Below are 26,706 nucleotides of genomic sequence, written 5' to 3'. Positions count from 1 at the left end.
ACTTAGAGAGAAAATAATTAAATTTACCAACAAACTAAAATTAAGCCAACCGAGCCGCATGTCCTCTACTACTCCAACCGGGGATAACCAAGACAGTTTTAGCTAATTATTAATAGGTGCCGAAATACTATGGAAAGGAAAACCAGGACTGTAATACTTAGAATACTATTGTTCGCCGCAACAATTGTTTCCCTATACTTTGTGCCCTGGCCTATAGTAAAAGCCTGGATAGCTCCGTTACCTGATTCCATTCAGAAACAAGTAAATAAAGCGGAGGATTACGGATTTGATGGTATAATTGTTTGTATCAACAAAAAAGGGAATCAATCAGAATTTTATACTTCGGGCTATAAAAACAGGGAAAATAAAACCCCCGCCGACCCAAATTCATTATTTAAAATTGCTAGTGTAGGTAAGTTGTATAATGCCTTAGCTGTTGCGAAGCTGGTGAATGATGGAAAGTTATCATTGGAGAAAACACTCTCAGATTATTTACCAGAATTAAAAGGGAGAATAGAATATGCTGATAAAATCACTTTACGAATGTTGGTACAGCATAGAAGTGGTATTCCCAACTTTACCGATACCTATATGTATTGGGCTGTTCCTAAAGAAACTGCAGATGAACAACTTGCCTTGGTTTTGGATAAACCTGCCAACTTTAAACCCAATGAAGATTATGAATATTCCAATACCAATTACCTACTGCTTGGAAGAATAATGAACCGGGTTCTTGGATATGATAAATTCGAATATATTCAAAAAGAGATTATAGATCCTTTGAACCTAAAACATACCTTTAGATCAATTCAGGATGTAAACATAAATAATGTGATGAGCGGTTACTATGTGGGCTATGATAAGGATTTAAAAACGGATAATGTAGGCTCAATGCTTGCGACCGCAGAAGATCTAAGCAAATTTATTCGAGCCTTAAATGATGGTTCCGCTTTTAGAAATAAGAAGGAACAAGAGATATATTCTTCCATTTATAAGTATGAGCATACTGGCTTAATACCAGGATATCAAACTATTGCTAAATATCATAAGGATATTGATGCTGTAATTATACAATTTACAAACACGGTTAACTTCGAGGGTTACAACTGGAACTTATCCGAAATAATGTATAATCGAATCCTAAAAATAGTTAGTAAAAAAGAATAGTCGAAAATTTAAAAAAATATATTAATTTTATTGGCAAACAACTACAATACAGTAGCTTAACGCCCCATTTCCCGTTGCTATACCTAATGAATCACTAAAAATTAACATGTTTAAATGCAACCAAGAACCTTATCAATAATTACGGGCGTAAGTTATTGGATAATATTTTTTGCTGCCATATTTGCTAATTTTTTTGTTCTTGAAGCTCTACGCGAATCGCCTATGGCAACCCTTCAGAATAATGCTTTATTAGTCAGATTTGGCATCCTGGCATTTCTGATTACTGTGGTGTTTGATGTGGTGGTGGCCTGGGGACTTTATAAGTTATATCAAGAAAATCCCTGGACCGGTTTAAGCATATCTTTCAGGATGATGCACGCGGCCATTATGGGTGTAGCCATATTTGCGCTCCCATTTGCAATAAAATCAACCACAGAAGCGGAAATTCTTGGACAGGTTGATATTTTCAACACAATCTGGCTAATTGGTTTATTCTTTTTTGGGATACACCTGATCCTTTTAGGCATAATTATCAGGAAACCTTTAGTTATTGCACTTTTCCTTATGATTGCGGGAATTATGTATATCCTTGATACTTCTGCACATTTTTTAATTTCAAATTATAGTGATTATCAATCGATATTTTTGATACTTGTAGCTATTCCAAGCATTTTAGGCGAAATGTCATTTGCTATATGGCTTATTTTAAAAGGAGGTAAGAGTACCGCCGAAATTTAGACAGATGATAAAGATTTTCAGAAAGATCAGGCTAAGTTTACTAACAGAGAAAAGGTTTACCAAATACTTATTCTATGCGCTGGGAGAGATCATCCTGGTGGTTATTGGGATTTTAATTGCCCTGGCGATCAACAATGCTAATCAAAATCGAATAAACAATAATTATGAACAAACATATTTACTTGGCCTGGAACAAGAATTTGAAACCAGTAGATCGAAGTTAAAAGAATTGATTGCAGTAAATAAAAGCAATTCTAATAACTCTAAAAAAATATTAGAATTTATTACCTACAAGAATGAAACTCCAACTGAAACAGCCTTTTCAAGTCTTCTTTATAATACCTTTTCTAGTGATATCGCATTTAATCCAAATAATTCACTCTTGAATGAAATGATTAATTCCGGTAATCTCAAAAACCTCTCCAATACCGAACTAAGAAAACAATTGACTAACTGGCTGTCTACCATGGAAGATGTTTCAAGACAGGAGAAGGAATTAAGCGTTCAACGAGAAAAGGTACTGGACATGTTTAGAACAGATAAAAGCAGTCTTAGAACAATTTTAGGACAAACAAGAGTATATAGTCAGATTGGTTTACCAAAAAGTAAAAATGAGGTTAGCAACTTACATTTATTAAATTCCACAGAATTTGAAAACAATATTCTGATGTTTATTTTCACTAGTTATGCGACAGAACACGCACATTATAATCCCATAATGGATGATCTGGACACTATTTTGCATTTGATTAGAAAAGAAATAGAATAATAAAAAACGTCGCACCCCAACGGCTCATCGCATCTAAGGCTTATCACTTAAAAAGTGTAATTTTAGAAATCAGGCAAGAAAATAACCCAGTCCACAAATCTGCATCCATAAAACCCGCCACTTGCATTATCCGGGAACCATGTAGACAATGCTCCAGATAATTTTATTAGCTTTAAATCAAATTCCAAATAATTTATGATTTCAAAAAAATTAATTCTACTAAGCTTAATAAGCTTTAATGTTGTTTTGGCTCAGAAGAACGACTTTTCATTATCAGGAAAAACCTCTGGTATTAAAGATGGAACTTACCTTTATTTAAGAGATCTTGTTAACGGAGGGAATATAGATTCAGCACTGGTTAAAGACAATGAATTTTTATTAAATACAAATTTACCGGAACCTGTTTTATATGTAATGATCTTCACAAAAGATCGCAAGAACTTCAAAGATTTATGGCTTGAAAAGAACCCTATGACTTTTAATGCCACAAAGAATACGTTTATAAATGCGAAAGTCACCGGTTCAGAAACTCAAAATTTGTCTACAAAGATGCAGCAAACAGTTTATGCTAATGTAAAATCTACTCCTAAGGACTCTTTGAAGCTAAGAGAAAAGAAGTTTATTAATCTAAATCCCAATTCTGTACTTAGCGCTTATATCCTGGATGGCAACCAACGATGGAGCCAGAATGAAATCGGAGAATATTTTTCAAAACTTTCAAGAGATGTTCAAGTATCCTCTATTGGACAGAAGATCAAAAATGATTTAGATAAAGATATTCCCGATCTTGGAGAAAAATATAATGATTTTAGTGCACCAAACCCTATGGGTATCGAAAAAAAAATTTCCGAACTTAAAGGACAATTAACTCTACTTCAATTTTGGTCTTCATCTTGTAGCCACAGTAGAGGTATGAATAAAAAATTGACTCAGGTATATTCAAAATATCATCCTAAAGGATTCGAAATAATTAGCGTTTCAAATGATGTTAAGAAATCTAATTGGATAGAAGCAATTAAAGAAGATAATTTAACCTGGCCTCAACTAAGTAATTTGGACAACTGGAATGGAAAGATCTTTAGTGGCTATGGAATTCATTCCACTCCAACTAACTTTTTAATCGATAAAAATGGAGAGATAGTTGCGAGGAACCTTAGAGGAGATGACTTAGAGAAGGAAATCAAAGAACATCTTAAATAATTTTCACTTTCACAGTTCACACAGCACATAATGCGAATAGGCGGCATCCCTAGAAAGAAAATAATTAACCTGTTCAACAAACCAGGGCTTAAGCCGGCATCCGTATTAAGTAGTTTCCACAACATCGGCCAAAGGCCGCCTGTAGGAATAGGGCATCTTTTTAGAGTATCCAAAACGTATCAATAGCAAGGGATGCCCTGTGAGCTCAAATTGTTTTGCCATTTTATTTCGAACCTGTATTTCTTCACAAGGCATATTTACGTGGGCATGGCTAATATTTAATTGGGTGGCTGTTAAGCCAAAACGCTGAAAAGCTCTTCCCAGCAAAACCCAATGAGCCAAATCATTTTTTTCGACTGTAAATAAAGCAAAACCTGCAGAAGCCTCTATTTGTTTTTTCCATCGCTTTGCCTCACTGCTTGCGGAAACAAAATTTTTCATAATGATATTGCCCAATGTTCTCCCAACTTCCGGCATTCCCATACTCGCCTGCCATATCCCGTCTCTTTTTTGTGCTACCTCCTTTTTGGAAAAACGAATCCAGGAGACAAGTTCCTTAACAAAATCCTTATTTTGAAACTGCCTGTTACTCCCTTCAATAATAAATGCTTCTAATTTTTCAATTTCTTCAGCAGTGGTAAACATTAAAATTTCAATGCCTTTAAAATTGAAGGATTCCTTTAGGGCTGCTATATGTGAGGAAGAAACTTTATCATTCGTATATAAATTCCGGGTGGATTGTCTGATGTGAATATAGTCGAACAAATTATCCTTCTCTATAGATCCTCTTTTTCTCAAGGATAGTTTAATGAATATGTCTTTATCGTCTGTTACAAGATTAATTGTACAATCATACCCAAAATGTTTTGCTGCTAAAAGCATATTTTCTGCAGCGCATCCCAGGCTAATGTATAAAGCGTGATTATCTGGATCTACAATGGGTAATTCTCTGTCAAAATCAGGGTATATATGGATCTCATTTTCCTTAACTAAAAACTTCCAGGGCTGAGTATTATGGCCGGAAGGTGCTTTGGTTCCGTATTCGATGATTTCATTTATGTGCTCCGGAGTTTTCATAATTTCAAATTTAAAGGAGTTATTTAATTCTTACTTTTTGGTAGAAACAAGGCTCTGATTTAAGTCCGCCACTGGTTTTATTTGCTTTGTTTCATTCTTTGTTGGTTTCCAAAATGTTTTATTTTTTGTTTCCTGAAACGTAGCGCCAGTAAAAGCATCATTAATGGAGCGGTAATTATCCAGGGGATGCCAAGTAGTAATATTTTTTCAGAAAAATTTGGGTAGAAATACACAAACGCGATGAGTGGTGTGACCAGTACATTTGCCAAAAATGCAGCCCGAACCCACTTGTCGAATCTTTGCTTTTTAAAGAGAGGAAGCACGAAAAAAGAAGCTATCCCCATAGCGATGTAACCTATAGCATCAAAATTCCAAAACAGGGAATGTGGATACTGTACGAGCACTTCAATTTGGTCGGCCCGGCCCTGTAAGGTAAAAGGAATAACCGTGGCGAGCTGCACCACGTAATTTGCAGTAACAAAAATCGCGTAGATCACCGTGAAGATAAGCGCAGCGTGGCTCCAGAATTTTTTCTGCTTAGGTGTAACATAATGAAGCGCTAAGATCTCTAATAAAAACGGAATCACGATACAGAGAGAAAATCCGTAGATTGAAATTTCATCATAAGGATAGCTAAGCAAACCCAAAAGTTGCAGGATTTGAGCAATTATAAAAAATACGTTTGCCGTAAATGCAAGCATCCCGGCTATAAAACCTATGTTGTAGATTTTCTTCATCGTGGTGTATTATTAAAAAACATAGAACTCCCATAACCGCAGACTCAGGATAGGGACAGATGCCCCATTTTGAAATGATTTAGTTTGTAACAAATTTTTTATTAAAAATATGATGCATCAACTATTTTAAAAATGATATATCTCAGCATAAAAATCTATTAAGCAGGTATTTAGCTGGATTTTAGTTAATCTTTTAATCAGAAGTAGAATCGGGGACCAGGGAGTAATCTTTAGGCTTTACTGCTTAAAAAATCACATAGGGAATTTGCTGATACAGATTTAAAACCAGGAAAAAGCCCGGCCTTAAACAAGTGTCAAATATTTTATTATTTAACAAAATTTTCCGCAACTCCCCTATTTATTTGTATTTTGAAGGCTATGAAGTTAAAAAGAAGCGCTCTTTTCATAGTTGTTTTTATAATTTTTGCAGCTTGTTCTCAAGGAGATAATGGCTCCGGGGATGGCCTGGCTGGAACCCAACAAGTCCCTAAACCTTATAAAATTTCCAGAGATCTGGAGGCTATAAAGAAAGATGGGGTGCTACATGCGATAAGCATATACAATTCCACGAGTTATTTCCTGTATAAAGGAATGCCCATGGGCTTTGAATATGAGTTGTTATCGCGCCTGGCCAAAAACTTAGGCTTAGAGCTTAAAATCACAATCGCTGAAGATATCGATGACCTATTTGAGATGCTGAACAAGGGTGAAGGCGATTTAATTGCTTATGGTTTAACCATCACTGAGCCCAGAAAAAAATTGGTGAGTTTTACAGAAAACCACTACGTAACCCACCAGGCTTTGGTACAGCGAATGCCTGACAATTGGCGCTCCCTCCCCGGCTACAAGATCGATAAACAGCTGATTTCAAACACGCTTGAATTAAGCAACGATACCGTGTGGGTTAGAGAAAATTCATCTTATGCTGAAAGAATTAAAAACTTAGAGAATGAGATTGGTGCTGACATTCCGATAGCACATATTAACGGAAATGTTACTACAGATGAAATAATTAAAATGGTAGTGGATGGTGAAATTGAAAGAACCGTTGCAGATCACAATATTGCGGCTATCAATAAAACCTACTACCCTATTCTAAATATCGACACCAGGGTTTCCTTCTCACAACGCATAGCCTGGGCGGTAAGACAGAATTCTCCCCAGCTGCTCAAGGCGATAAACAAATGGATTGAAAAAGAGAAAAAGTCAGACGATTACTATGTGATTTACAATAAGTACTTTAAAAACACCAGATCTAATAGAAGTAGGATTAAAAGCGATTTCTACAGTAAAAACAGCAATAAGATTAGTAAGTACGACGATATTATTAAAGCAAATGCTTCTGAAATAGGATGGGATTGGCGTTTTCTTTCTTCCCAGATTTACCAGGAATCCAGGTTTGACCCTAAAGCAGAATCCTGGGCAGGAGCAACCGGACTAATACAACTAATGCCGGCTACGGCCAAAGAAGTTGGCGTGAGCAACAATCACAACCCGGAACAAAATGTAGCAGGAGGCGTAAAATACTTAGACAGGATGCGTGATAATTTTGAAGTTGTAAAAGACTCAATCCAAAAAATAAAGTTCACTTTAGCCGCCTTCAACTGTGGGGCAGGTCATGTATATGATGCTATGCGCCTGGCAGAAAAAAATGGCAGGAACCCGCATGTATGGGATGAAAATGTAGAAGAATATATACTGAAATTAAAGGATAAGAAATACTACCTGGATGATGTGGTTAGACACGGTTTTGTGAGAGGAAGAGAGCCATACAATTATGTAAGGGATATATTTTTACGCTACGAGCACTATAAAAAATTTATTGAAGAATAAATCCCATTTTAAAGCTGGTCGTGACTCATTCTACCTATTTTCACAAAGAACAAAGGCCTGGCAAGTCTTTTAAAAGCCTAGCTTCTGGTGCGTTCTATAAAAACCTGTTGTAATTTTTTGGTAATGCTGTCTTTGCTGGCGCTATAAACCTTTTTGTTATTGTGGGTAATGGAACTTACGGGTATAATTTGCGTGGTGGTGCCGGTAACAAAAATTTCTTCTACTTCCACCAGTTCGTCAATATGAACGGCTTTTTCCCGCACTTTGATTCCTAAGTCGTTGCAGATTTTAATCACTTCGGCCCGGGTAATGCCCGAGAGGATCTCGGGACCTTCGGGATGGGTATGCACCACTCCGTATTTTATAAAAAAGAGGCTGGAGTGGGAACCTTCGGTAAAATATCCTTTGCGTACCAGCAGGTTTTCAGCGAAACCGGCAGCGATGGCTTCTTCGTTGGCCATTACATTGGCCAAAAGGGCGGTAGATTTAATATCACAACGATGCCAGCGCTTATCTTCCGTAGCCATCACGTCCCAGGTCTTTTTTTCAAAGCCTTCTAAAGTAACGGGGAAGGCATACAGCAAAATTGTAGCTTCAATCTTTTCGGGGACGAAGTGGCTTCTGGGAGCCGTTCCCCTGCTTACCTGCATATACACCGCGCAATCTTCATCAGAAAGTTTTGCGCGTTCTATAGCTTCATAAATGATCTCTTCTAAAGAGAAAGCATCAAAATCAAGGCCTATCTCATCCAGGCAATACTGAAGCCGCTGCAGGTGTTCCTGAAGCTTAAAAGCCTTCCCCTTATAAAACGGACTCACCTCATAGATCCCATCGCCCAACATAAAGCCACGGTCAAATACAGAAACCTGAGCCTTTTCCGGCTTAAGCCAGCTGCCATTCAGGTAAACTTCCTGGGGGTAGGATTTTTTAGTTTTCACAAGAGTAGGTTTTTGTTGAAGTAAAAATCGGAAAATACCCGGAAAATCAGCTTAAAAAGAAAATGTTTTTTCGCGATAAGCAGGTTAATCCGTCTCCAATGATTGAGCCTGGAAGATCTGGATGGGAAACCTAATGAAGTCTCGAGTCACCCTAAACTTGATTCAGGGTCTCATTCGAGTGAGTCGGAAACATCTCAAAAACAAAATCAATCAGGATGAGATTCCGGGTCACGCCCGGAATGACGATTGCTTCTTTGGTCTGGCGTCACCCTGAACTTGATTCAGGGTCTCATTCGAGTAAGTCGGAAACATCTCAAAAACAAAATCAAGCAGATGAGATTCCGGGTCACGCCCGGAATGACGATTGCTTCTTTGGTCTGGCGTCCCCCTGAACTTGATTCAGGGTCTCACCTGAGTGAGCAACCGAGAACTTCAGAATCCAAAACGGAGAACCGGCAGGATGGGATTCCGGGTCACACCCGGAATGACGTTTGAAATACCTACCGTCACCCTGAACTCGATTCAGGGTCTCATTCGAGTAAGTCGGAAACATCTCAAAAACAAAATCAATCAGGATGAGATTCCAGGTCACGCCCGGAATGACGATTGCTTCTTTGGTCTGGCGTCCCCCTGAACTTGATTCAGGGTCTCATTCGAGTGAGTCGGAAACATCTCAAAAACAAAATCAAGCAGGATGGGATTCCGGGTCACACCCGGAATGACGTTTGAAATACCTACCGTCACCTTGAACTCGATTCAGGGTCTCATTCGAGTAAGTCGGAAACATCTCAAAAACAAAATCAATCAGGATGAGATTCCAGGTCACGCCCGGAATGACGATTGCTTCTTTGGTCTGGCGTCCCCCTGAACTTGATTCAGGGTCTCATTCGAGTGATTCAAAAACATCCAAAAATAAAACCAGGCAGGAGGAGATTCCGGGTCATCCCTAAAGCTATCGGAACGGAATAAAGTACCTATTTAACCTCCGGCTCTTAACCTCCGAAATAATTTTCAATGGCAATCATCCAATCCTGTTCAAAATACCGCACCAGACTGATGAGAATCGCTCCTGCGATCACGTAGGCCCAGTTGTAGCTATTCTTTTTGACCATCACCCAGCCAATTACGCCAAAAACAAGATAAGGCAAAGCCAGGATTAAATTGGCATAGGAAGCATTTCCACCCAGGGCGGCGATAAGTTTCATCACCACATAAAAAATGCTGTAAAAGAAAATAATCTTCGAGATGAGCGAGAGATAATTACTTCGCATTAGTCGGTGTAATTTTCGGGGGCTTTACGTCTCTTAGATTGCTTTTCGTAAGCCGCAGCCCAGTTTAGCAGGTCCTGCTCCCCGTGGGGGGCAGTGATTATCGTTAGCCCTTTTGGCGCGCCGTCTTCAGCAAAACCCATAGGCACGGTAATCGCAGGGTATTTGGCTACCGCGGCGAAGCCTGCATGATAATTATTTATGGAAAGCACGGCATCAAGATCGTGCTCCTTCATAGGCACATCAAAAAACTGTTTCCCATTGCGGCTTAGGGTATCTTTTATAGCGGCAAAATCTTCTTTGGAAGCCGAATCCTGGAGGATACCTTCAAATAAAGCCTGGCCATAGGGCATTCTTAAAGTTGAATCTTCGATATTAAATTTTACGAGATCTTCTACGGAAGAAAAACCGGTGTTTCCTCCGTATTTGTCAAAATATTCGGGGAGATCGGTCTTCATATCCAGGTTCAGGAGTCTAACAAAATTAGGGAGCTGAACTTCTTCGGCTTCATATTCCACCACTTCGGCCCCTGCTTTCCTAAGATCTTCTACGGCCTGAACATACAGCGAGTCGTCCATCAATCCTTTAATCGCGCCAAAGCGTTTTCCCTTTAGGCTTGCATTTTCCAGAGCGCTGTAGTAATCCTGCACAGGAGCTGCGAATCCTTCAGAAGCAGGATCGGTTTCATCTTTCCCCGCCATAGCCGATAACAGAATCGCGTTGTCTATCACCGATTTGGTGATCGGTCCCGGCGTATCAAGCGTTCCAGAAATAGGAACGATCCCACCGCGGCTTAGCAGCCCAATAGTAGGTTTTAGTCCTACCAGGGAATTTTGGCTGGATGGCGACAGGATAGAACCTGAAGTTTCAGAGCCTACAGCCACGGGTGCTAAATTAGCAGCCACGGCAACGGCACTTCCGGAGCTGGAACCGCCGGTATCAAATATCTTTCGCCCGTAAGGATTAAGGGTTTGCCCCCCAATAGCCGAATATCCACTTGGGCATTCGCCACAAAAGAAATACGCCCATTCACTTAGGTTTGCTTTTCCTAAAATAAGGGCACCATTCTTCTGCAACTGCTCTACGATGTAAGCATCCTGGGTTTTATTATTTTGCAATGCCACAGCACCTGCGGTAGTCGAAGCAATTTCAGCATTAATATTATCTTTCAACAGAACCGGAATTCCAAAGATCGGATGACGGTCGCCGCCGTCTTTCAAAGCCTCATCTTTTGCCCGGGCTTCTTTCAGAATATCTTTGTTCAGGGAAATAACCGAGTTCAGGGAAAGTTCGTTTTCCCGGTCGTATTTTTTGATACGATGCAGATAGAATAAAACCAGCTCTTCGTAGGAAAGCTCTCCATTTTTGATCTGCTCCTGAATGGCGGGAATATCGGCTTCCAGAAGCTTTCCTTTTAATTCAGAATACCTGCTTCCGGCAAACTCCCTGAGCTCCTGCTCGAATGGCGCCCAAAGGGAATCCAATAGAATAAATTCTGAGTCCAGGACCTTATACTCCATCTCTTCCGGTTGCGTAAGCGTGTCATTGACATTCTCTGAAGTTTCATTTTCGGTTTCTTTATCGCCACAGGCAATAAACAACGGGAGGCTAAGCAGGAGTATAAGTTTTTTCATAAGAGGGCTTTTATTGTTTAAAGAAGGAATCGACGAATTCGTATTTATTGAAAACCTGGAGGTCTTCCAAGCCTTCGCCCACACCAATATATTTTACCGGGATTTTAAACTGGTCGCTAATACCGATGACCACACCACCTTTGGCGGTACCGTCAAGCTTGGTTACAGCCAGAGAAGTCACCTCGGTAGCCGCTGTAAATTGTTTAGCCTGCTCAAAGGCATTCTGGCCGGTAGAGCCGTCTAAAACCAGGAGCACTTCGTGTGGAGCATTGGGGATCACCTTTTGCATCACCCGTTTCACCTTGCTAAGCTCGTTCATGAGATTCACCTTGTTGTGCAGGCGCCCGGCGGTATCGATAAGTACCACATCGGCATCCATTTTAACGGCGCTTTGCACGGTATCAAAAGCTACAGAAGCAGGATCACTTCCCATTTTTTGTTTTATAATAGGAACATCGGTGCGATCAGCCCAGATCTGTAACTGGTCTATAGCTGCAGCCCGAAAAGTATCGGCAGCTCCAAGCACCACTTTTTTTCCGGCGCTTTTAAACTGATGCGCCAGTTTTCCTATGGTAGTGGTTTTACCAACGCCATTTACACCTACCACCATGATCACATAGGGTTTCACATCAGGCAACTGGATATTCGCAGCTTCTCCGGCTTCGGTTTCAGCCATAAGGGCAGCGATCTCTTCCCGCAGGATCTTGTTAAGCTCATCAGTGCCCAGATATTTATCCCGGGCTACTCTTTCTTCTATGCGATTAATGATTTTAATTGTAGTTGCAACTCCAACGTCGCTACTTACCAGCACATCTTCCAGGTCATCTAAAACTTCATCATCTACTTTAGATTTTCCGGCAACAGCCTTACTCATTTTATCAAAGAAGCTGGATTTGGTTTTTTCGAGGCCTTTATCCAGGTTTTCTTTCTTATCCTTGGAAAATATTTTTTTGAATAAGCTCATTTTTTGGTTTGGTTTAAAAAAAGGAATTTCCGGCAAGAGAAATTCAGCAATAATAAGTGTAAATATACATAAATGGGTTCTCATACCCCAGCCTGCCGATACAGAAAATGGGAACCTGAATTTCCGGTATAAAAATGTTTTAAATAAAGAAAGCCGCCCGGAGCTAATCCAGACGGCTTTTTATAATGTCTTTGTACTAAAGTACTAAATTACTTTTTCTTTAAAAAGTCGTTCACGTCTTCCGGAGCCATAATTGCTTCTACAAAGGTGTAGGCACCGGTTTTTGGAGATTTAACCATTTTTATCGCTTTGGTCAATCTTTTAGACCCTGTTTGTATAGATGCTACTGATTTCTTTGCCATGACTCAAATTATTTTATCTCTTTGTGAACCGTCATTTTTTTAAGAATAGGGTTGAATTTCTTCAGCTCCATTCTATCCGGTGTATTCTTTTTATTCTTGGTAGTGATGTATCTTGAAGTTCCTGGTTGCCCAGACTCCTTATGCTCTGTACACTCTAAAATTACCTGTACTCTGTTGCCTTTCTTTGCCATTGTTCTATGTTTTTATGCCCGGGATTATTTCTTGAAAAAGCCTTTCTCCCTTGCCTCTTTCATTACAGCAGAGATGCCTTTTTTATTAATATCTTTAAGTGCAGAAGTAGAAACCTTTAAAGTTACCCATCTGTCTTCTTCAGGAATAAAAAAACGTTTTTTAACCAGATTGGCGTTAAATTTACGCTTGGTTTTATTCATCGCGTGAGAAACATTGTTTCCTACCATCGCCTTTTTTCCCGTAAGTTCACAAACTCTTGACATTGTTCTATTCTTTATCTTGTTATTTCAAAACAGGCTGCAAATTAACGATTTTTTTACCTAATCGCCAACTCATTTTTTAAAAATATTTCGTGGACTTTATTTTTTTCTTCTTCTGAATTTCGGCTCCTTCCATCCCTCTGTTTTTAAGGCTTCATTCAAAAAGCTACCCCCTTAATTCACAGGTGTTAAGCAAAATATTTGCTTTCAGGTGCCTCATCCTTGCCTAAAAAACGGCAGAATGCATCTGGAAGCCTGAAAAAATTATGTTTTTGCAAATTTAAGAATTTCACTTAAAATAAGCTCTAAACTTTTATGTACGGTTTTCCCGATCACTTTCTCACGGTGATTTCCAAAGATGAATTTTTTGGAATATACGGCTTCAGGGGTGGCAATGCCAATAAAAACAGTGCCGATCTCTGCATCGCTATCTCCTTTTGAGGGACCTGCATTTCCGGTAGTGGAAACAGCAAAATCGGTCTTAAGAAGTGAGCGTGCATTCTTTGCCATGGCTTCGGCTACCTCTGCACTAACCACGCTATATTTTTCTATTAATTCTGCAGGAATCTTGAGTATTTCTTTTTTTATTTCGGTAGCATAACTCACCACACTGCCTTTATAATATACCGAGGCTCCAGGTGGAGAAGCCAGCAAATTAGCGACACGGCCGGCGGTACAGCTCTCGGCGGTAGCGATGGTTTGCCTGGCCGATGAAAGCAATCTGCCTATTTGTATCTCTACCGGTTCATCGTCTTCATAGCCCACAATAATATCCCCAATCAACTGATGCAGGTCGGTGAGCAGACCATCAATAGAGTTTTGGAGGTGCTGCTCATTATCTCCAATGGCGGTAAGCCTTATCCTTACCTTTCCAAAATTTGGCAGGTAAGCACATTTAATATTTTCAGGAAGCTCATCCTCCCAATCTGATATTTTCTCGGCAATGGCACTCTCACCAAGGCCATAAGTAATCGCGGTTTTATGAAGAATCACCGGACGCTTGAATTCCTGTTGTAACCTGGGCAGCACCTCATTCTTAACCAGCTCCTTCATTTCAAAGGGAACACCCGGCAGCGAGATATACATCACCCCATCTTTGCGAAATAACATCCCCGGCGCGGTACCGTATTTATTGAAAAGCACCTCGGCCTTACCAGGCACCAGGGCCTGCCTTCGGTTTAGATCAGAAATTGGAGTTTCAATATATTTTTCAAAGAGCTGTTCTATATGCTGCAGCACCACTTTATTTTCGGTAAGCTCATCTTCAAAATAGTTACAGAGGCTGGATTTGGTAACATCATCCCTGGTGGGACCTAACCCCCCGGTTATGAGCACAATTTCGGCCCTTTGAGAAGCCTCCTGCAAGGCGGTAAGAATATGGGAGCTTTTATCTTCTATACTCGAGATCTGGTGTACGGCAATCCCAATCTTATTTAACTCTGCCGCGAGAAAAGCCGAATTGGTATCTATAATCTGGCCTATTAATATCTCGTCGCCAATGGTTATTATCTCTGCCTTCATTCGAGTTCAAAATCTCTTTTTAGGGCGATACCCGCCACCTTCACTTTTTTGGTGATCTTCGCTGCCGCTTGTGGAACTTCATCCTTCTTCCTCCCTGTTTTCGCCCAGCTTTCTATCACTTTCACCTCATTCATAAGCTCGAGACCGAACAATTGCAGGTTAGGTTTCATCTTATGGGCATACTGGTATGCCAGGGTAGAATTACCGTTAGAAATAGCTTCATTCATCGCCTCTACATCCGGCGGAATTTCTTCTAAAAAAGTCTGTACCACCACTTTCATGAATTCCTTGTCACCCCCAGCCATCTCTTCTACGCCCTCTAAATTGTAACTGCTCATATCGCTATTTAATATTGATTGAAAACATTTTTTCCTTTTCTAAAAATCCAGTCAACCTATTGTTGACTTCAACTTTCCCTACTCCCGCAGGAGTTCCTGTAAAAATAACGTCCCCTATCTTGAGGGTGAAAAACTCTGAGACATAAGCAATCAACTCATCGATTTTCCACAACATATGAGAGGTATTGCCTTGCTGCACCTTCTTCTGGTCTTTCAAAAGACTAAAGTTAATATTATTTATATCGGGAAACGATTTTTTGGATATCCATTTTTCTCCAATTACGGCTGCCCCGTCAAAGGACTTTGCTTTTTCCCAGGGCAAGCCTTTCTCTTTCAATTTCTTCTGAAGATCCCGGGCAGTAAAATCTATTCCCAAACCGATCTCATCATAATATTTATGAGCGAATTTAGACTGAATATGTTTTCCCACTTTTTTGATCTTCACTAAAACCTCAACCTCATAATGTACCTCTTGAGAAAAATCAGGAATAAAAAAGGGCTGTTTTTTAAGCAGAATGGCCGTATCTGGTTTCAGAAAGATAACCGGATCTTCGGGTTTTTCATTTTCAAGTTCGGCAATGTGTTCGGTATAATTTCTACCTATACAAATAATCTTCATAGCAGGAGACTTCTACTTAATTTTGGTGTTGAGTTTTCTTAGTTTAATCGCCGTTAGCACTCTTTTGGTGTACAGCGGAAAATCGGCATTCTGGATCCAGCCATAATAACCCGGTTCTTTTTCCAAAACCTCTGCTACATTCTTTCCTTTAAACTTTCCAAAACCAAATACTTCCTCCCCTTTTTTATCGTATACCACAAAGCCTGCAAAATCGGCAAAGCGTTTTCTTGCTGAATAATCCGCGAGGTACTTTATGTCGTTTTCAAGATCTTCATACCGCTCCAACTGAGATTTCAGCACTTCATAGGTTGCATTGGTATCGGCTTCAGCGGTATGAGCATCTTCAAGATTTTTTCCGCAGTAAAACTGGTAGGCTGCAGACAGGGTTCGTTGTTCTTTTTTATGAAAAATTGTTTGTACATCTACCGCAACAACATTCTTCATATCAAAGTCTATCCCTGCCCGTAATAGCTCTTCCACCAGGAGGGGAATATCAAAACGGTTAGAATTATAGCCGGCAAGGTCGCAGCCTCTTATCATTTCGTAAATTCTGAAAGACAACTCCTTAAACGTTGGCTCATCGGCCACCTTTTCATTGGAAATTCCATGAATGGCGATAACTTCCTCCGGAATTTTAATCTCAGGATTTACCAGCCAGGTTTTACTTTCTTTATTGCCATTGGGAAATATCTTTAAAATGGCGATTTCAACAATACGATCTTTTGCCAGATTTGTTCCGGTGGCTTCAAGATCAAAAAAACATATAGGTTTGGTTAAGTTTAATTCCATAGGAAAGCTTCTTTTGAGCAAATATACCATAATTTAGCCGGTTGCATTAGCCGGAAACACAGAGAAGAACTCCTTATTCTCCGGAAATGATTTTCAAAAAGGGATTTTATATCTTTGAATAGTTCTGAAACTTTTTAACAGTGTTAAAATATCTCTCTTACGTTAGTAAGCAATCTCATTCTTTAACCGAAGCTGCCCTGGAAAAAATGCTATTCCAGGCCAGATCAAGCAATGAGGCGGCCGGTATTACCGGCATGCTGATTTGTTATGAAGGTTTGTTCATTCAATATCTGGAAGGAGAAGAAGGGGCTATCACCCGCTTATTCGAAAAAATATCAAAAGACAAAAGGCACCAGGAAATCCTGATCCTGGATTATGGACATTCTGAAACCAGAAGCTTCGCAGACTGGTCGATGGCTTTTGAAAGACTTAAGCCTGAAGAAGCCAGGGAAATAACCGGGTATAAAAACCTGAACCGGCAGGTTCTTTTTTCAGAAGCAATAGATAAAAATCACCCGGCCTTGCAGTTGCTCAAGTCCTTTATTAAAAATCTATAAAAAAAAGCCGCAAAATCAATTGCAGCTTTTTTTTTTGAGTACTATAATTTCTAAATAGCCCTGTCGCTATCAAAGCTTTCCAGGTATTGAGCTACGCGTTGTACGAACTGTCCACCCAGGGCTCCATTTACCACGCGGTGATCGTAGCTGTGCGATAAGAACATTTTATACCTTATCCCTATAAAGTCTCCTTCGGGAGTCTCAATTACAGCAGGCATTTTTCTAATTGCACCAAGTGCAAGGATTCCAACCTGTGGCTGGTTGATAATTGGAGTTCCCATTACACTGCCAAAAGTCCCTACATTGGTAACAGTATAAGTACCTCCCTGAATCTCATCCGGTTTCAATTTGTTTTGACGGGCACGCCCTGCAAGATCGTTCACCGCCTTGGCCATTCCTACAAGGTTAAGCCTGTCGGCATTTTTGATAACCGGTACAATAAGATTCCCATCGGGAAGGGCAGCTGCCATCCCTAGGTTAATATTTTTCTTTTTGATGATCTTATCCCCATCCACAGAGATATTGATCATCGGGAAATCGCGTATTGCTTTAGCTACGGCTTCCATAAAGATTGGGGTGAAGGTTAATTTTTCACCTTCTCTTTTAGCGAACTCAGCTTTATGTTTATTTCTCCAGTTCCAGATTTTGGTTACATCAACTTCTATAAAAGATTGAACGTGCGCCGAGGTTTGGTTACTTTGAACCATGTGGTGAGCAATCATCTTACCCATTCGGCTCATTTCAATAATTTCATCTTCGCCGGAAGGCATAGGGGTTTCCTCCCCTGTCATCGCACCTTCAAGTTTACCGGTATCTATTGGTTTTGCTTTAGGCTGAGCCTGTTTTGGCTGAGCAGGCTGTTCTTTCCTGGCCTTCACATAAGCTAAGATATCATCTTTGGTTACGCGACCATCTTTGCCTGTTCCTTCGAGATTTTCCAGTTCGTCGAAGCTAATTCCTTCTTCCCTGGCGATATTTTTTACCAGCGGAGAATAAAAACGATCAGAATCTGAAAAATCTTCACTCCCTGCAGTTGCCTTTGCTGACTCCACGCTGGCTTCCACCTCTTCGGTGAGCGCATCTTCAGAGTCTTCTCCATCGAGGTCCATTTCAAGCTCATCATCACCTGCTGAGATTTCAGCATCTGTTTCAATAATAGCTATAGTCTGCCCCACCTGCACCACATCATCAATATCGAAGAGTTTTTCTATTAATTTCCCTTCCACTTCACTTGGGACTTCACTATCAACTTTGTCGGTTGCTATTTCCAGCACAGGTTCATCGGCATCAATGGTGTCTCCCACCTCTTTTAACCAACTTGTAATGGTTGCCTCGGCAACACTTTCCCCCATCTTGGGTAGCTTAAGTTCGAATTTTGCCATATCTATATTAGAACGCTAATTTTTTGATTTGTATTTGCGAATTTACCAAAATTACTCCATTTAAATATTAAAAAATCAATAAAACTTGATTTTAGCGATGATTTTTTGAAGTTAATGGTACATCGAGATTCGGGTAAATTTACAATTTCAAAGGCTGAAACTAAATTTTTACCCGAAAAAAAACGAAGCAGGCACTTTTATTAGCCTTTAAGAGAGCTTTCAAAGGGTACCCGATTGGCGATGCTTCTGCCCAAAGTCACCTCATCGGCATACTCCAGCTCATCTCCTACCGAAATTCCGCGGGCAATGGTAGAGGTTTTAATATTAGTACCTTCCAGCTGCTTGAAAATATAAAAGTTTGTGGTATCTCCTTCCAGGGTACTGCTAAGTGCAAAAATAATCTCCTCAACTTTCCCTGCCTTCACTTTTTCTATGAGTGGATGAATATTAAGTTGCGAGGGCCCCACCCCATCCATAGGGCTTATTTTCCCTCCCAGGACGTGATAATGCCCCCGATATTGCCCGGTGTTCTCAATGGCCATCACATCGCGTATGTCTTCTACCACACAAACGAGCTCCTCATTCCTGGCAGGATTGGCACAGATATCACAAAGTTCGGTGTCACTGATATTAAAACAATTTTTACAGAGTTTAATCTCGCCGCGTAGTTTTGTTAAGGCAGAAGCCAGGTTTTGGGTTTGTGTTTCCGGTTGCTTCAGGAGATGCAAAACCAGCCTAAGGGCGGTACGTTTCCCAATACCCGGTAATTGAGACATTTCGTCTACAGCCTGCTCCAGCAATTTTGATGAAAAATCCATAGCGCGAAGTTAAGATTTTTACCGGACGAATTTTAGCCGAAAACTCCCAAGTTTAACCTGAATTTGTAAATTCGCCTTTTCAGAAAAAAATTTTATGCAGCCTTACCAAATCTTGCTCCTGATTGCCGCCTATTTCGGTGTCTTGTTTTTAATTTCTTTTTTTTCCAGTCGCGCCGGCAGTAATGCTGAATTCTTCAGGGCAAACCGGCAATCGCCCTGGTATATCGTAGCCTTTGGGATGATTGGAGCCTCCCTGAGCGGAGTGACCTTTATTTCTCTTCCCGGAACCGTTACTACTGATAGTTTTAGTTATTTTCAGGTGGTGTTGGGATATACTGTGGGTTATGCCGTGATAGGCTTGGTGTTGCTGCCTCTATATTACCGCCTCAACCTCACCTCTATCTATACCTACCTGGACTCCCGCTTCGGAAAATATTCGTATAAAACCGGGGCTTCATTCTTTTTGCTTTCCAGGATTGTAGGGTCGAGTTTCCGGCTTTTTCTGGTAGCTAATGTTTTGCAGCTTATACTATTTGACGGACTGGGAATTCCGTACTATGCAACGGTCACGGTGACCATATTTCTTATCTGGCTATACACTTTCAGAAGCGGAATTAAAACAGTGGTATGGACAGATACGCTACAAACCTTGTTTATGCTCCTGGCCCTGGGAATTACCCTGGTGGTGCTTTCAGAAGAACTAGGAGTCTCAGGGGCTGGAATGATCAATTATCTTTCGGATACCGGGTTGACCCAAATTTTCTTTTTTGAGGATTGGAAAAGCAGTCATCATTTTATTAAGCAATTTGTTAGCGGAGCTTTTATAGCCATAGTAATGACCGGGCTCGACCAGGATATGATGCAGAAAAACCTCACCTGCAGGAACTTGAAAGATGCGCAAAAAAACATGTTCTCCTTTACCATTGTACTCACTATAGTAAATATGCTCTTTTTAATTCTCGGGGTGCTTCTCACCCAATACGCCGATCTTAACGGGATAGACGCCATAAAAGATGACCTTTTTCCTGCAATTGCTACCAGTGGAGAACTTGGGATGGGCGTTGCCATACTCTTTGTGCTGGGATTGATCGCTGCAGCCTATTCCAGTGCCGATGGTACTCTAACCGCGCTCACCACGTCATTTAGTATAGATATACTGGAAATCGAAAAGTATTACAACGAGAAGAAACAAATAAGAATTAGAAAACAGATACACATTGTGATCTCTATCCTGATGATCCTTGTAATGCTGATCTTTAAATATGCCATCGCCGACAAAAGCGTGATCAATAAACTCTTTGAATTTGCCGGTTACACTTATGGCCCCTTACTGGGTCTCTATAGTTTGGGCCTCTTTACGAATTGGAAAATAAAAGATAAACTTGTGCCTGTAGTAGCGATCATGGCCCCGATCCTATCGTATTTAATAAGCCTTAACAGCCTTAACTGGTTCGGATTCGAATTCGGGTTTTTTATCCTGATATTAAATGGAGCCTTAAGCTTCCTGGGCTTAGTATTGATTCGTAGAAAGCATCACTAAAGTACAGGCCGGCTCTACTTCAATATGGTTTTTCTTCAGAATCTCATAGAATTCCGGATTCTCTGTGCCGGGGTTAAAGATTACTCTTTCCGGATTTAAGGAGAGAATATAATCATAATATTCAGGTTGGCGTGGAGGACTTAAGTATAAAGTCACCGTATCTATATCTTCAAACGGAGGTTTATCTTTCTCTATTCTTACACCTTCTACCTCTCCTTCGCGCAAACCAATTGCAACTGTAGGCTGATCGTGATGGACCAGGCGCTTTATGGCAATATTAGAATAACGGGAGGCTTTTAAGGAAGCGCCTATAACTAAAGTTTTCTTTTTCATATAACAAAAGTAAATTTTCTGCTTAAGTGTAACAAGAAAATTATGGTATTGTCTTTTAAACAGGAGACCTCCCCGATATCCCGGTATAATGTGATGGTTAGTGTTGGGACCAGGGGATTTTTCCTTAACCCATACCAAATTACCGGTATGGGTTTATTTTTTAAAAAAAAAGTGTAACATTCCAGAATTTCCTGCGTCTTTTATAGTGAAGGCTTTTAATAAATTGCGAAATTTTATGGTCTTTTATTATGTATTGCAAAGTACATTGTTATACATAAACCTATAAGAATTAGAGAGACAATCCCTTTTGAATAGTTAGCATAAGGAGACTAATTCAGGGAAACAAATTTATAATTAATATGCATAACAAGGTATCATCTAATAAATACTAATCATCAAAATCAATCAAAAAATGAAACAGTTATTTTTAATCATCGCCCTTTTTTCATCCGCCATTTCCCTGGCAAACAACGAAGTCTTCGGAAATATTACCGGGGAGGTCATAGACGAGGAATTAAAGGAACCCATTCCTTATGCCACGGTAGTAATAAATGATATGGAAGGGAATCTTATCTCGGGAAACACCTCGGACGGAGATGGCAGTTTTGTCATAGAAAAACTTCCAGCAGGAAAATATATGCTCCAGGTGCAATTTATGGGGTATAAAACCTTCAACCGGGAAATAGACATCAACAGTAGAAATTCCAACATTAACATAGGGAAGATCTATCTGAAGCCTGATGTTGCTATGCTGGACGGGGTCACCGTGGTTGCTGAAAGAACCACCATTGAACAACGCGTAGACCGAAAGGTGATCAATGTTGGGAAAGACCTAACCACCACGGGTGCCAGCGCATCTGATATTATGAATAATATCCCTTCAGTAAGTGTAGACCAAAACGGAAATATCGCACTCAGGGGAAATTCCAATGTGAAGATTTTAATTGACGGGCGTCCTACCAATATGGATGCGGCGCAGCTGCTAAGGCAGATCCCTTCTACCTCCATCAAAAGCATTGAACTCATCACCAATCCTTCAGCAAAACATAATCCTGAAGGCATGAGCGGGATCATCAATATCGTTTTGCATAAGAATGCCAAAGACGGCTTCAACGGAAATCTGGACGCTGGGGTGACCATTGGAGAGAATACCCGCTATAATAGTTCTCTTGACTTAAATTACCGTAAAGGCAAATTCAATTTTTTCGGAAATTTTGGCGCACAATGGGGAGAACGTTTTAATTTTGGCCGCATTTACCTCACCGAAGATAATTACCGCCAGAACTTTGATCTGGATTTCAAGAGACGTTCCCTGCTCTTTAAAGTGGGTGTCGATTTTTATCTAAACGACAGGAACACCTTCTCCTTTTATACTAATCAAAACCCTTTTGAGGGTGGGCCGAAAGGGGCACTTCAGCTCCTCTATCCCAATAACCCGGAAAACAATCTTACCCAAAACCTGGATCTGTATTTCGAAAATCAGAATTCTACCTATAATTTCGTTTTCGACCATAAGTTCAATGATGAGGGACACAAGATTCTTTTGGAGAGCAATTACAACTACTTTGATGAAGATGAAAATTCCAGTTTCACCTTTGACGGAAACACCGGAAACCTGGCAGCATATCGGGATCATGTAAAGAATAAAAGGGAGAACCTCACGCTAAACCTGGATTATGAGAATCCTTTAAATGAACACAGCAAGCTGGAAATGGGGGCTGAAGCAAGAATCCTCGATACCGATAATGCCTTTACCACAACAAATGTGGAGATGAACAATGCCACCTATCAGTTTAAAAGAGACATTTACAGTTTTTACACCACCTATGGCCAGAATTTTGAAAAATGGTCCTATCAACTTGGAGCCAGGCTGGAGAATTTTAAGGTAAATGCTATTTATAATGGAGAAGAAGTTTTTACCGATGATTATTTAAACCTGTATCCTTCAGGATCTATCACTTATACTCCCGGAGAAAAGAACACCTATCAGCTAAGTTATAGCCGCAGGGTAGACCGGCCAGGCTTCTCCCAGGTAAACCCCATACGGGAAGTAAGCAGCCCGAGATTAACAGTATCTGGTAACCCCGATCTACAACCTCAATTCACCAATTCCCTGGAATTTAATTACACCAGGAAATTTGAAACAAAGGGTAGTATAAGCGCAGGAATATTCTTCAGAAATATCAACGACGAAATAAGTCAGGTTTTTGTGGAAGATCCTAACGACCCGGGATCCCTGCTGCTTTCTTTTGCAAACCTTGAAGATAACAATTCTTATGGGCTGGAATTATCTACCAATTACAAATTCACCAAATGGTGGAGCACTAATTCCAGTTTCGAAGTTTACAGTCAACAACTAAAAGGATTAGTAGGCACCGACTACCTTGAAATGGATAACACGGCATTTACCGCAAGAAGTAGCCATAATTTCAAAGCTTCGGAGCACTTAAGTTTTCAACTTTTCGGATTTTACCGTGGAAAAAGCAAGAACCTGCAAATGGATATGGAACCCATGTATTTCATGAATGCGGGAGGTCGCTATTCCTTTTGGGAGGATAAAGCCAGCCTGAGCCTGAATTTCAATGACATCTTTAACACCCAGGAATTCAGTTTCATTAACGGCAGGCCTATGCCACAGGAAGGCAGGTTTAAAGGAGAATCACAAACTGTGTATTTAGGTTTCTCCTATCGCTTTGGGGGCGGAAAAAATAAAGCTTTGCAAAGAAAACAGAGAGATGACAACCAGGCCAAGGGCGGCGGGGTTTTCTAAAAATTTCATTTTTTAGTTAAGTTGGTTAGTTTGAAAAGGCCCCGGGGAAATAGCCGGGCCTTTTTTTATTTATAGGCCAATATTTTTCCATTTGTGATTAAGGTCACATTTTCTAAGCCTATAATAAGCTTATCTTTGCGCGTAAATGGAAAAAAGAAGTACACTTATTGTTCTGCTTTTTGTAGTAGTTATGCTGTTTAACAGCATAAAAAGTGGCTTCATGATAAGTTTTTACCTGGTAGATAATTCGAGTTTTACAGAGTTATTTTGTGTAAACCAGGACAAACCTGAAATGGAATGTAACGGAAAGTGTGAGCTTTCTAAATTAAATAAAGATTCCACCACTAAGGGAAAACCTTCGCAGCTTGATTTTTTGCAGGAACAGGTAGTTCTCTTTTTTAATCCTGTGCTACACCTGCAAGTCTTTCAATTTTCGGAAGAGCAGGCACCTGCAATGGCCTATTTAAATAATTACAAATACCAACACTTACCAAGGATAACTCATCCCCCATCTCTTTAAGCTTGATTTTTTCAGAATTATTATAAAATCTATCGGTATAAACCGGTGGATATACTCTACTTATATCAATTTTTAATCAAAATTAAATGAGAATTTTAAGCATATTAATTTTCCTATCCTCAACGCTATTACTGCAAGCCCAATCGAAAGTAAGCCTTCTCGACGAGCTAAGTATGGAACCCATAGAAAATGCAACTATCCAAATTAAAGGCACTAACAAAGCTGCCGTTAGCAATGAAAATGGAGAGGTTTTTATAGAATTTTCTGAAGACGACACCCTTCAGATAAGTCATTTAAAATACAGAAAACAAAGTCTTACCAACATTCAACCCGGAGCGCTAATCTATCTTGAAAGGTTAACTTTTAGAATCAGTGAGATTCTTTTATACGGAAACCCCCAAATAGATCCTGCACAAAGCCTGGTGAAAACAAATTTCAGGGAGAAAGTGGTGCAGCCTAAAAATGTTGGGGAACTTTTTGGGGACATCAATGGATTTGCCTTAATTAAACGAGGCAGCTATGCTATGGATCCCAGTATGCGGGCCAGCCAGTACGAACAATTAAATATTCAGTTTGACGGTGGCGTTAAGGCCATGCACGCCTGCCCAAGCCGTATGGACCCTATCACCACCCTGGTGAATCCAGAAGAGGTTAGTAGAATTGAAATTATAAAAGGTCCCTTCAGTGTTCGCTACGGAAATACCTCTGGTGGGATTATTAACATGGTGACCGATAATGCAGTGCAAACCACCGATAATTTTTCGGGAAGCGTTTCTTCAGGTTACGAGAGCAACGGAAATTCTATGGTAAATATGGTTCAGCTTCAGGGAAATCTGAATAAACTGAACCTGTCGGGTAATTTTAGTCACAGAGACTATGGCGATTATGAAGACGGCGAGGGCCGAAGTATCCCTTCCTCTTTCCGAAGCCTGGGTTATAACCTGGAAGCAGGCTATACCTTTAACGAAAATAACAGGCTAAAAGCCGGTTTCAGACAATCTTTTGGGCGTGATGTAAAACACGCGGGATTAATGATGGATACCGATGAGGACAACAGTAGTATCTTTAGCCTGGACTATAATTACAGGTCGGACGAGGGTAAGTTCAGAGGTTTTACCGCTAAGACTTACTATTCTTTTGTAGACCATATTATGAACAATTATACTCGTCCCTCATTTAATCGCACGGCGGCTATTTCCAGGGTAGACGCAACCACCTATGGCGGAAAACTGGAAACCGAATGGAGACTAAACAACAAATGGCGACTCTTTACCGGTGTAGATGTGACAAATTTGTCCCGTGACGGGCAAAGAGAGCGCCTGGTTAAAATGAATATGGCCGGGGAACCTCTGGCAATGCCCATGGAATTTCAGGATAAGGTATGGCAGGATAGCTACGTGAACGATTACGGGCTTTTTGCCGAGGCCAAATTTAGCTTAAGCGAAAAGGATATCTTCAACTTTGGAGCCCGTCTGGACCATATTGTTGCTGAAAGCAAAGATCCGGATGCGGGCTTTGCTGAACTATACCCCGAAACCGGCAAAATCGACGAGCAGCTTTTTAGTGGTACCGTGGCGTACAAACGCATCTTGAAAGACAATTATTCCCTGGAGTTTTCCTACGGAAGAGGTGCCAGGCCTGCAAATATGGAAGAACGCTATATCGCGTTTTTCAATATTGGACGAGATCCTTATGAGTATGTAGGGAATCCAAACCTGAAAGCAGAGGTAAATAACCAATTTGAAATCGGGTTTAAGGGAAAAGAGGAATATTCCGGGAACCTGAAGCATTTTAGCTTTTCAGCAAGTGCGTTCTATTCTATTTATGAAAATTATATCGTTGGTCTGGTGGATGAAACTTTAACAAGAAGAAATATGCCGAACCAACCTCCGGTTCATCCTAAAGTTTTCAGAAATCTAGATGATGCCTACAAAACCGGTTTTGAACTTTCGGGAGAACTGGCTATTTCCTCCGGTTTTAAACTGGGAACGGATCTGGCTTACACCTATACCCAAAATGAAGATCTTGGAGAATCTTTGCCACTATCTCCACCCCTGGTAAGCCGCTCACGGGTTGAATATGAAAATGATAAATTCTGGGGAGGCGTTTATTACAACATCACCGCCGACCAGGAAAATATTGCTCCGTCTTTTGGCGAAACCAGAACCCCGGGGTATAGCTTAATGGATTTAAAGGCAGGTACCACAGCTATTAAAAACCTGAATATAGGTGTTGGAGTGTTAAATGTCTTCGATAAATATTATCACAGTCATCTGAATTTCGCGTTTAACAATCAAGCCAACTTCGGCCGGCAACCCATTACAGAACCGGGAAGGAATTTCACGCTATTTGTGAACTACAATTTCTGATTCTGCGCGAA

Annotated in this window: 28 protein-coding genes; 12 read left to right on the top strand and 16 right to left on the bottom strand. The window is 40.3% G+C overall.

The features are described from left to right. The first annotated feature begins 129 nt into the window (after positions 1-129). From BUW93_RS09820 to BUW93_RS09805, 4 genes are all read left to right on the top strand, one after another. Positions 130-1,167, top strand: coding sequence for a serine hydrolase domain-containing protein (locus BUW93_RS09820; RefSeq protein WP_081211525.1), 1,038 nt, complete (start codon positions 130-132; stop codon positions 1,165-1,167). A 114-nt stretch (positions 1,168-1,281) separates the two neighbouring features. Continuing rightward, positions 1,282-1,905: a DUF4386 domain-containing protein gene (locus BUW93_RS09815; RefSeq protein ID WP_081211524.1), complete on the top strand. Its 624-nt coding sequence runs from the start codon at positions 1,282-1,284 to the stop codon at positions 1,903-1,905. A 4-nt stretch (positions 1,906-1,909) separates the two neighbouring features. Continuing rightward, complete coding sequence (locus BUW93_RS09810; RefSeq protein ID WP_232778340.1) at positions 1,910-2,674, top strand: DUF6090 family protein; 765 nt, start codon at positions 1,910-1,912, stop codon at positions 2,672-2,674. Positions 2,675-2,869: 195 nt separating this feature from the next. Beyond that, the gene (locus tag BUW93_RS09805; RefSeq protein WP_081211523.1) at positions 2,870-3,874 is read left to right on the top strand and encodes a TlpA disulfide reductase family protein; all 1,005 of its coding nucleotides are present in this window, start codon (positions 2,870-2,872) and stop codon (positions 3,872-3,874) included. 105 nt (positions 3,875-3,979) lie between these two features. Here the strand turns inward: BUW93_RS09805 and BUW93_RS09800 are convergent, their stop codons facing one another. Then, the gene (locus BUW93_RS09800; protein ID WP_081211522.1) at positions 3,980-4,951 is read right to left on the bottom strand and encodes an Acg family FMN-binding oxidoreductase; all 972 of its coding nucleotides are present in this window, start codon (positions 4,949-4,951) and stop codon (positions 3,980-3,982) included. Between the two features lie 77 nt (positions 4,952-5,028). Beyond that, positions 5,029-5,688: a hypothetical protein gene (locus BUW93_RS09795; protein WP_081211521.1), complete on the bottom strand. Its 660-nt coding sequence runs from the start codon at positions 5,686-5,688 to the stop codon at positions 5,029-5,031. A gap of 378 nt (positions 5,689-6,066) precedes the next feature. Here BUW93_RS09795 and BUW93_RS09790 point away from each other — a divergent pair, with 378 nt between their 5' ends. Next, on the top strand, positions 6,067-7,521 hold the full coding sequence (locus BUW93_RS09790; RefSeq protein WP_081211520.1) for an MltF family protein: 1,455 nt from the start codon (positions 6,067-6,069) through the stop codon (positions 7,519-7,521). Positions 7,522-7,598: 77 nt separating this feature from the next. On the opposite strand, the gene BUW93_RS09785 is transcribed toward BUW93_RS09790, so the two are convergent. Beyond that, the gene (locus BUW93_RS09785) at positions 7,599-8,459 is read right to left on the bottom strand and encodes an aminotransferase class IV (RefSeq protein WP_081211519.1); all 861 of its coding nucleotides are present in this window, start codon (positions 8,457-8,459) and stop codon (positions 7,599-7,601) included. Positions 8,460-8,792: 333 nt separating this feature from the next. On the opposite strand from BUW93_RS09785, the gene BUW93_RS14935 reads away from it, so the two are divergent. Both BUW93_RS14935 and BUW93_RS14930 read left to right on the top strand, forming a co-directional pair. Then, a complete protein-coding gene (locus BUW93_RS14935) occupies positions 8,793-8,954 on the top strand; it encodes a hypothetical protein (RefSeq protein WP_157893310.1) in 162 nt (53 codons plus the stop codon). Between the two features lie 314 nt (positions 8,955-9,268). Continuing rightward, positions 9,269-9,409: a hypothetical protein gene (locus tag BUW93_RS14930; RefSeq protein ID WP_157893309.1), complete on the top strand. Its 141-nt coding sequence runs from the start codon at positions 9,269-9,271 to the stop codon at positions 9,407-9,409. Between the two features lie 42 nt (positions 9,410-9,451). Here BUW93_RS14930 and BUW93_RS09780 read toward each other — a convergent pair whose 3' ends face one another. The 10 genes from BUW93_RS09780 to BUW93_RS09730 all read right to left on the bottom strand — a co-directional run bounded on the left by BUW93_RS09780 (position 9,452) and on the right by BUW93_RS09730 (position 16,406). After that, the gene (locus BUW93_RS09780; protein ID WP_081211518.1) at positions 9,452-9,730 is read right to left on the bottom strand and encodes a hypothetical protein; all 279 of its coding nucleotides are present in this window, start codon (positions 9,728-9,730) and stop codon (positions 9,452-9,454) included. Further along, the gene (locus BUW93_RS09775) at positions 9,730-11,361 is read right to left on the bottom strand and encodes an amidase family protein (RefSeq protein ID WP_081211517.1); all 1,632 of its coding nucleotides are present in this window, start codon (positions 11,359-11,361) and stop codon (positions 9,730-9,732) included. Before BUW93_RS09775 ends, BUW93_RS09780 begins: the two co-directional genes overlap by 1 nt. A gap of 10 nt (positions 11,362-11,371) precedes the next feature. After that, on the bottom strand, positions 11,372-12,325 hold the full coding sequence (gene ftsY / locus BUW93_RS09770; protein WP_081211516.1) for a signal recognition particle-docking protein FtsY: 954 nt from the start codon (positions 12,323-12,325) through the stop codon (positions 11,372-11,374). A gap of 209 nt (positions 12,326-12,534) precedes the next feature. Beyond that, entirely contained in the window at positions 12,535-12,687 is a 153-nt protein-coding gene (locus BUW93_RS09760; protein ID WP_081211514.1) for a DUF4295 domain-containing protein, read from the bottom strand. Positions 12,688-12,695: 8 nt separating this feature from the next. Then, on the bottom strand, positions 12,696-12,878 hold the full coding sequence (gene rpmG, locus BUW93_RS09755) for a 50S ribosomal protein L33 (RefSeq protein ID WP_081211513.1): 183 nt from the start codon (positions 12,876-12,878) through the stop codon (positions 12,696-12,698). A 24-nt stretch (positions 12,879-12,902) separates the two neighbouring features. After that, positions 12,903-13,142 (bottom strand): 50S ribosomal protein L28, encoded by a 240-nt coding sequence (gene rpmB, locus BUW93_RS09750; RefSeq protein ID WP_081211512.1) that lies wholly within the window; start codon positions 13,140-13,142, stop codon positions 12,903-12,905. 261 nt (positions 13,143-13,403) lie between these two features. Further along, positions 13,404-14,660, bottom strand: a complete 1,257-nt coding sequence (locus BUW93_RS09745) for a competence/damage-inducible protein A (RefSeq protein WP_081211511.1) — start codon at positions 14,658-14,660, stop codon at positions 13,404-13,406. After that, positions 14,657-14,998, bottom strand: a complete 342-nt coding sequence (locus tag BUW93_RS09740) for an Hpt domain-containing protein (RefSeq protein ID WP_081211510.1) — start codon at positions 14,996-14,998, stop codon at positions 14,657-14,659. Before BUW93_RS09740 ends, BUW93_RS09745 begins: the two co-directional genes overlap by 4 nt. 4 nt (positions 14,999-15,002) lie before the next feature. Further along, positions 15,003-15,617, bottom strand: a complete 615-nt coding sequence (locus BUW93_RS09735) for a fumarylacetoacetate hydrolase family protein (protein ID WP_081211509.1) — start codon at positions 15,615-15,617, stop codon at positions 15,003-15,005. A 12-nt stretch (positions 15,618-15,629) separates the two neighbouring features. Further along, positions 15,630-16,406, bottom strand: coding sequence for a 3'-5' exonuclease (locus tag BUW93_RS09730; protein ID WP_081211508.1), 777 nt, complete (start codon positions 16,404-16,406; stop codon positions 15,630-15,632). Positions 16,407-16,546: 140 nt separating this feature from the next. Between BUW93_RS09730 and BUW93_RS09725 the strand changes: the two genes are divergently transcribed. Next, complete coding sequence (locus BUW93_RS09725; RefSeq protein WP_081211507.1) at positions 16,547-16,963, top strand: BLUF domain-containing protein; 417 nt, start codon at positions 16,547-16,549, stop codon at positions 16,961-16,963. A gap of 50 nt (positions 16,964-17,013) precedes the next feature. Here the strand turns inward: BUW93_RS09725 and BUW93_RS09720 are convergent, their stop codons facing one another. After that, positions 17,014-18,345: a dihydrolipoamide acetyltransferase family protein gene (locus BUW93_RS09720; protein ID WP_081211506.1), complete on the bottom strand. Its 1,332-nt coding sequence runs from the start codon at positions 18,343-18,345 to the stop codon at positions 17,014-17,016. A 200-nt stretch (positions 18,346-18,545) separates the two neighbouring features. Continuing rightward, on the bottom strand, positions 18,546-19,163 hold the full coding sequence (gene recR, locus BUW93_RS09715) for a recombination mediator RecR (RefSeq protein WP_081211505.1): 618 nt from the start codon (positions 19,161-19,163) through the stop codon (positions 18,546-18,548). Positions 19,164-19,257: 94 nt separating this feature from the next. On the opposite strand from recR, the gene BUW93_RS09710 reads away from it, so the two are divergent. Beyond that, positions 19,258-20,703, top strand: a complete 1,446-nt coding sequence (locus BUW93_RS09710; RefSeq protein ID WP_081211504.1) for a sodium:solute symporter — start codon at positions 19,258-19,260, stop codon at positions 20,701-20,703. On the opposite strand, the gene BUW93_RS09705 is transcribed toward BUW93_RS09710, so the two are convergent. After that, positions 20,674-21,036, bottom strand: coding sequence for a CoA-binding protein (locus BUW93_RS09705; RefSeq protein ID WP_081211503.1), 363 nt, complete (start codon positions 21,034-21,036; stop codon positions 20,674-20,676). The genes BUW93_RS09710 and BUW93_RS09705 overlap by 30 nt on opposite strands. A gap of 412 nt (positions 21,037-21,448) precedes the next feature. Between BUW93_RS09705 and BUW93_RS09700 the strand changes: the two genes are divergently transcribed. The 3 genes from BUW93_RS09700 (at position 21,449) to BUW93_RS09690 (ending at position 26,695) form a co-directional block, all read left to right on the top strand. After that, complete coding sequence (locus tag BUW93_RS09700) at positions 21,449-23,806, top strand: outer membrane beta-barrel family protein (RefSeq protein WP_081211502.1); 2,358 nt, start codon at positions 21,449-21,451, stop codon at positions 23,804-23,806. A 220-nt stretch (positions 23,807-24,026) separates the two neighbouring features. Further along, positions 24,027-24,326: a hypothetical protein gene (locus BUW93_RS09695; protein WP_157893308.1), complete on the top strand. Its 300-nt coding sequence runs from the start codon at positions 24,027-24,029 to the stop codon at positions 24,324-24,326. Positions 24,327-24,412: 86 nt separating this feature from the next. Beyond that, entirely contained in the window at positions 24,413-26,695 is a 2,283-nt protein-coding gene (locus BUW93_RS09690; protein WP_081211500.1) for a TonB-dependent receptor, read from the top strand. Positions 26,696-26,706 lie beyond the last annotated feature (11 nt).

The sequence above is a fragment of the Salegentibacter sediminis genome, from assembly GCF_002078605.1.
GTDB classification, from domain to species: domain Bacteria; phylum Bacteroidota; class Bacteroidia; order Flavobacteriales; family Flavobacteriaceae; genus Salegentibacter; species Salegentibacter sediminis.
The sequence above is the reverse complement of the archived record's forward strand: the minus strand, read 5'-3'. Positions and strand labels throughout refer to the sequence as shown.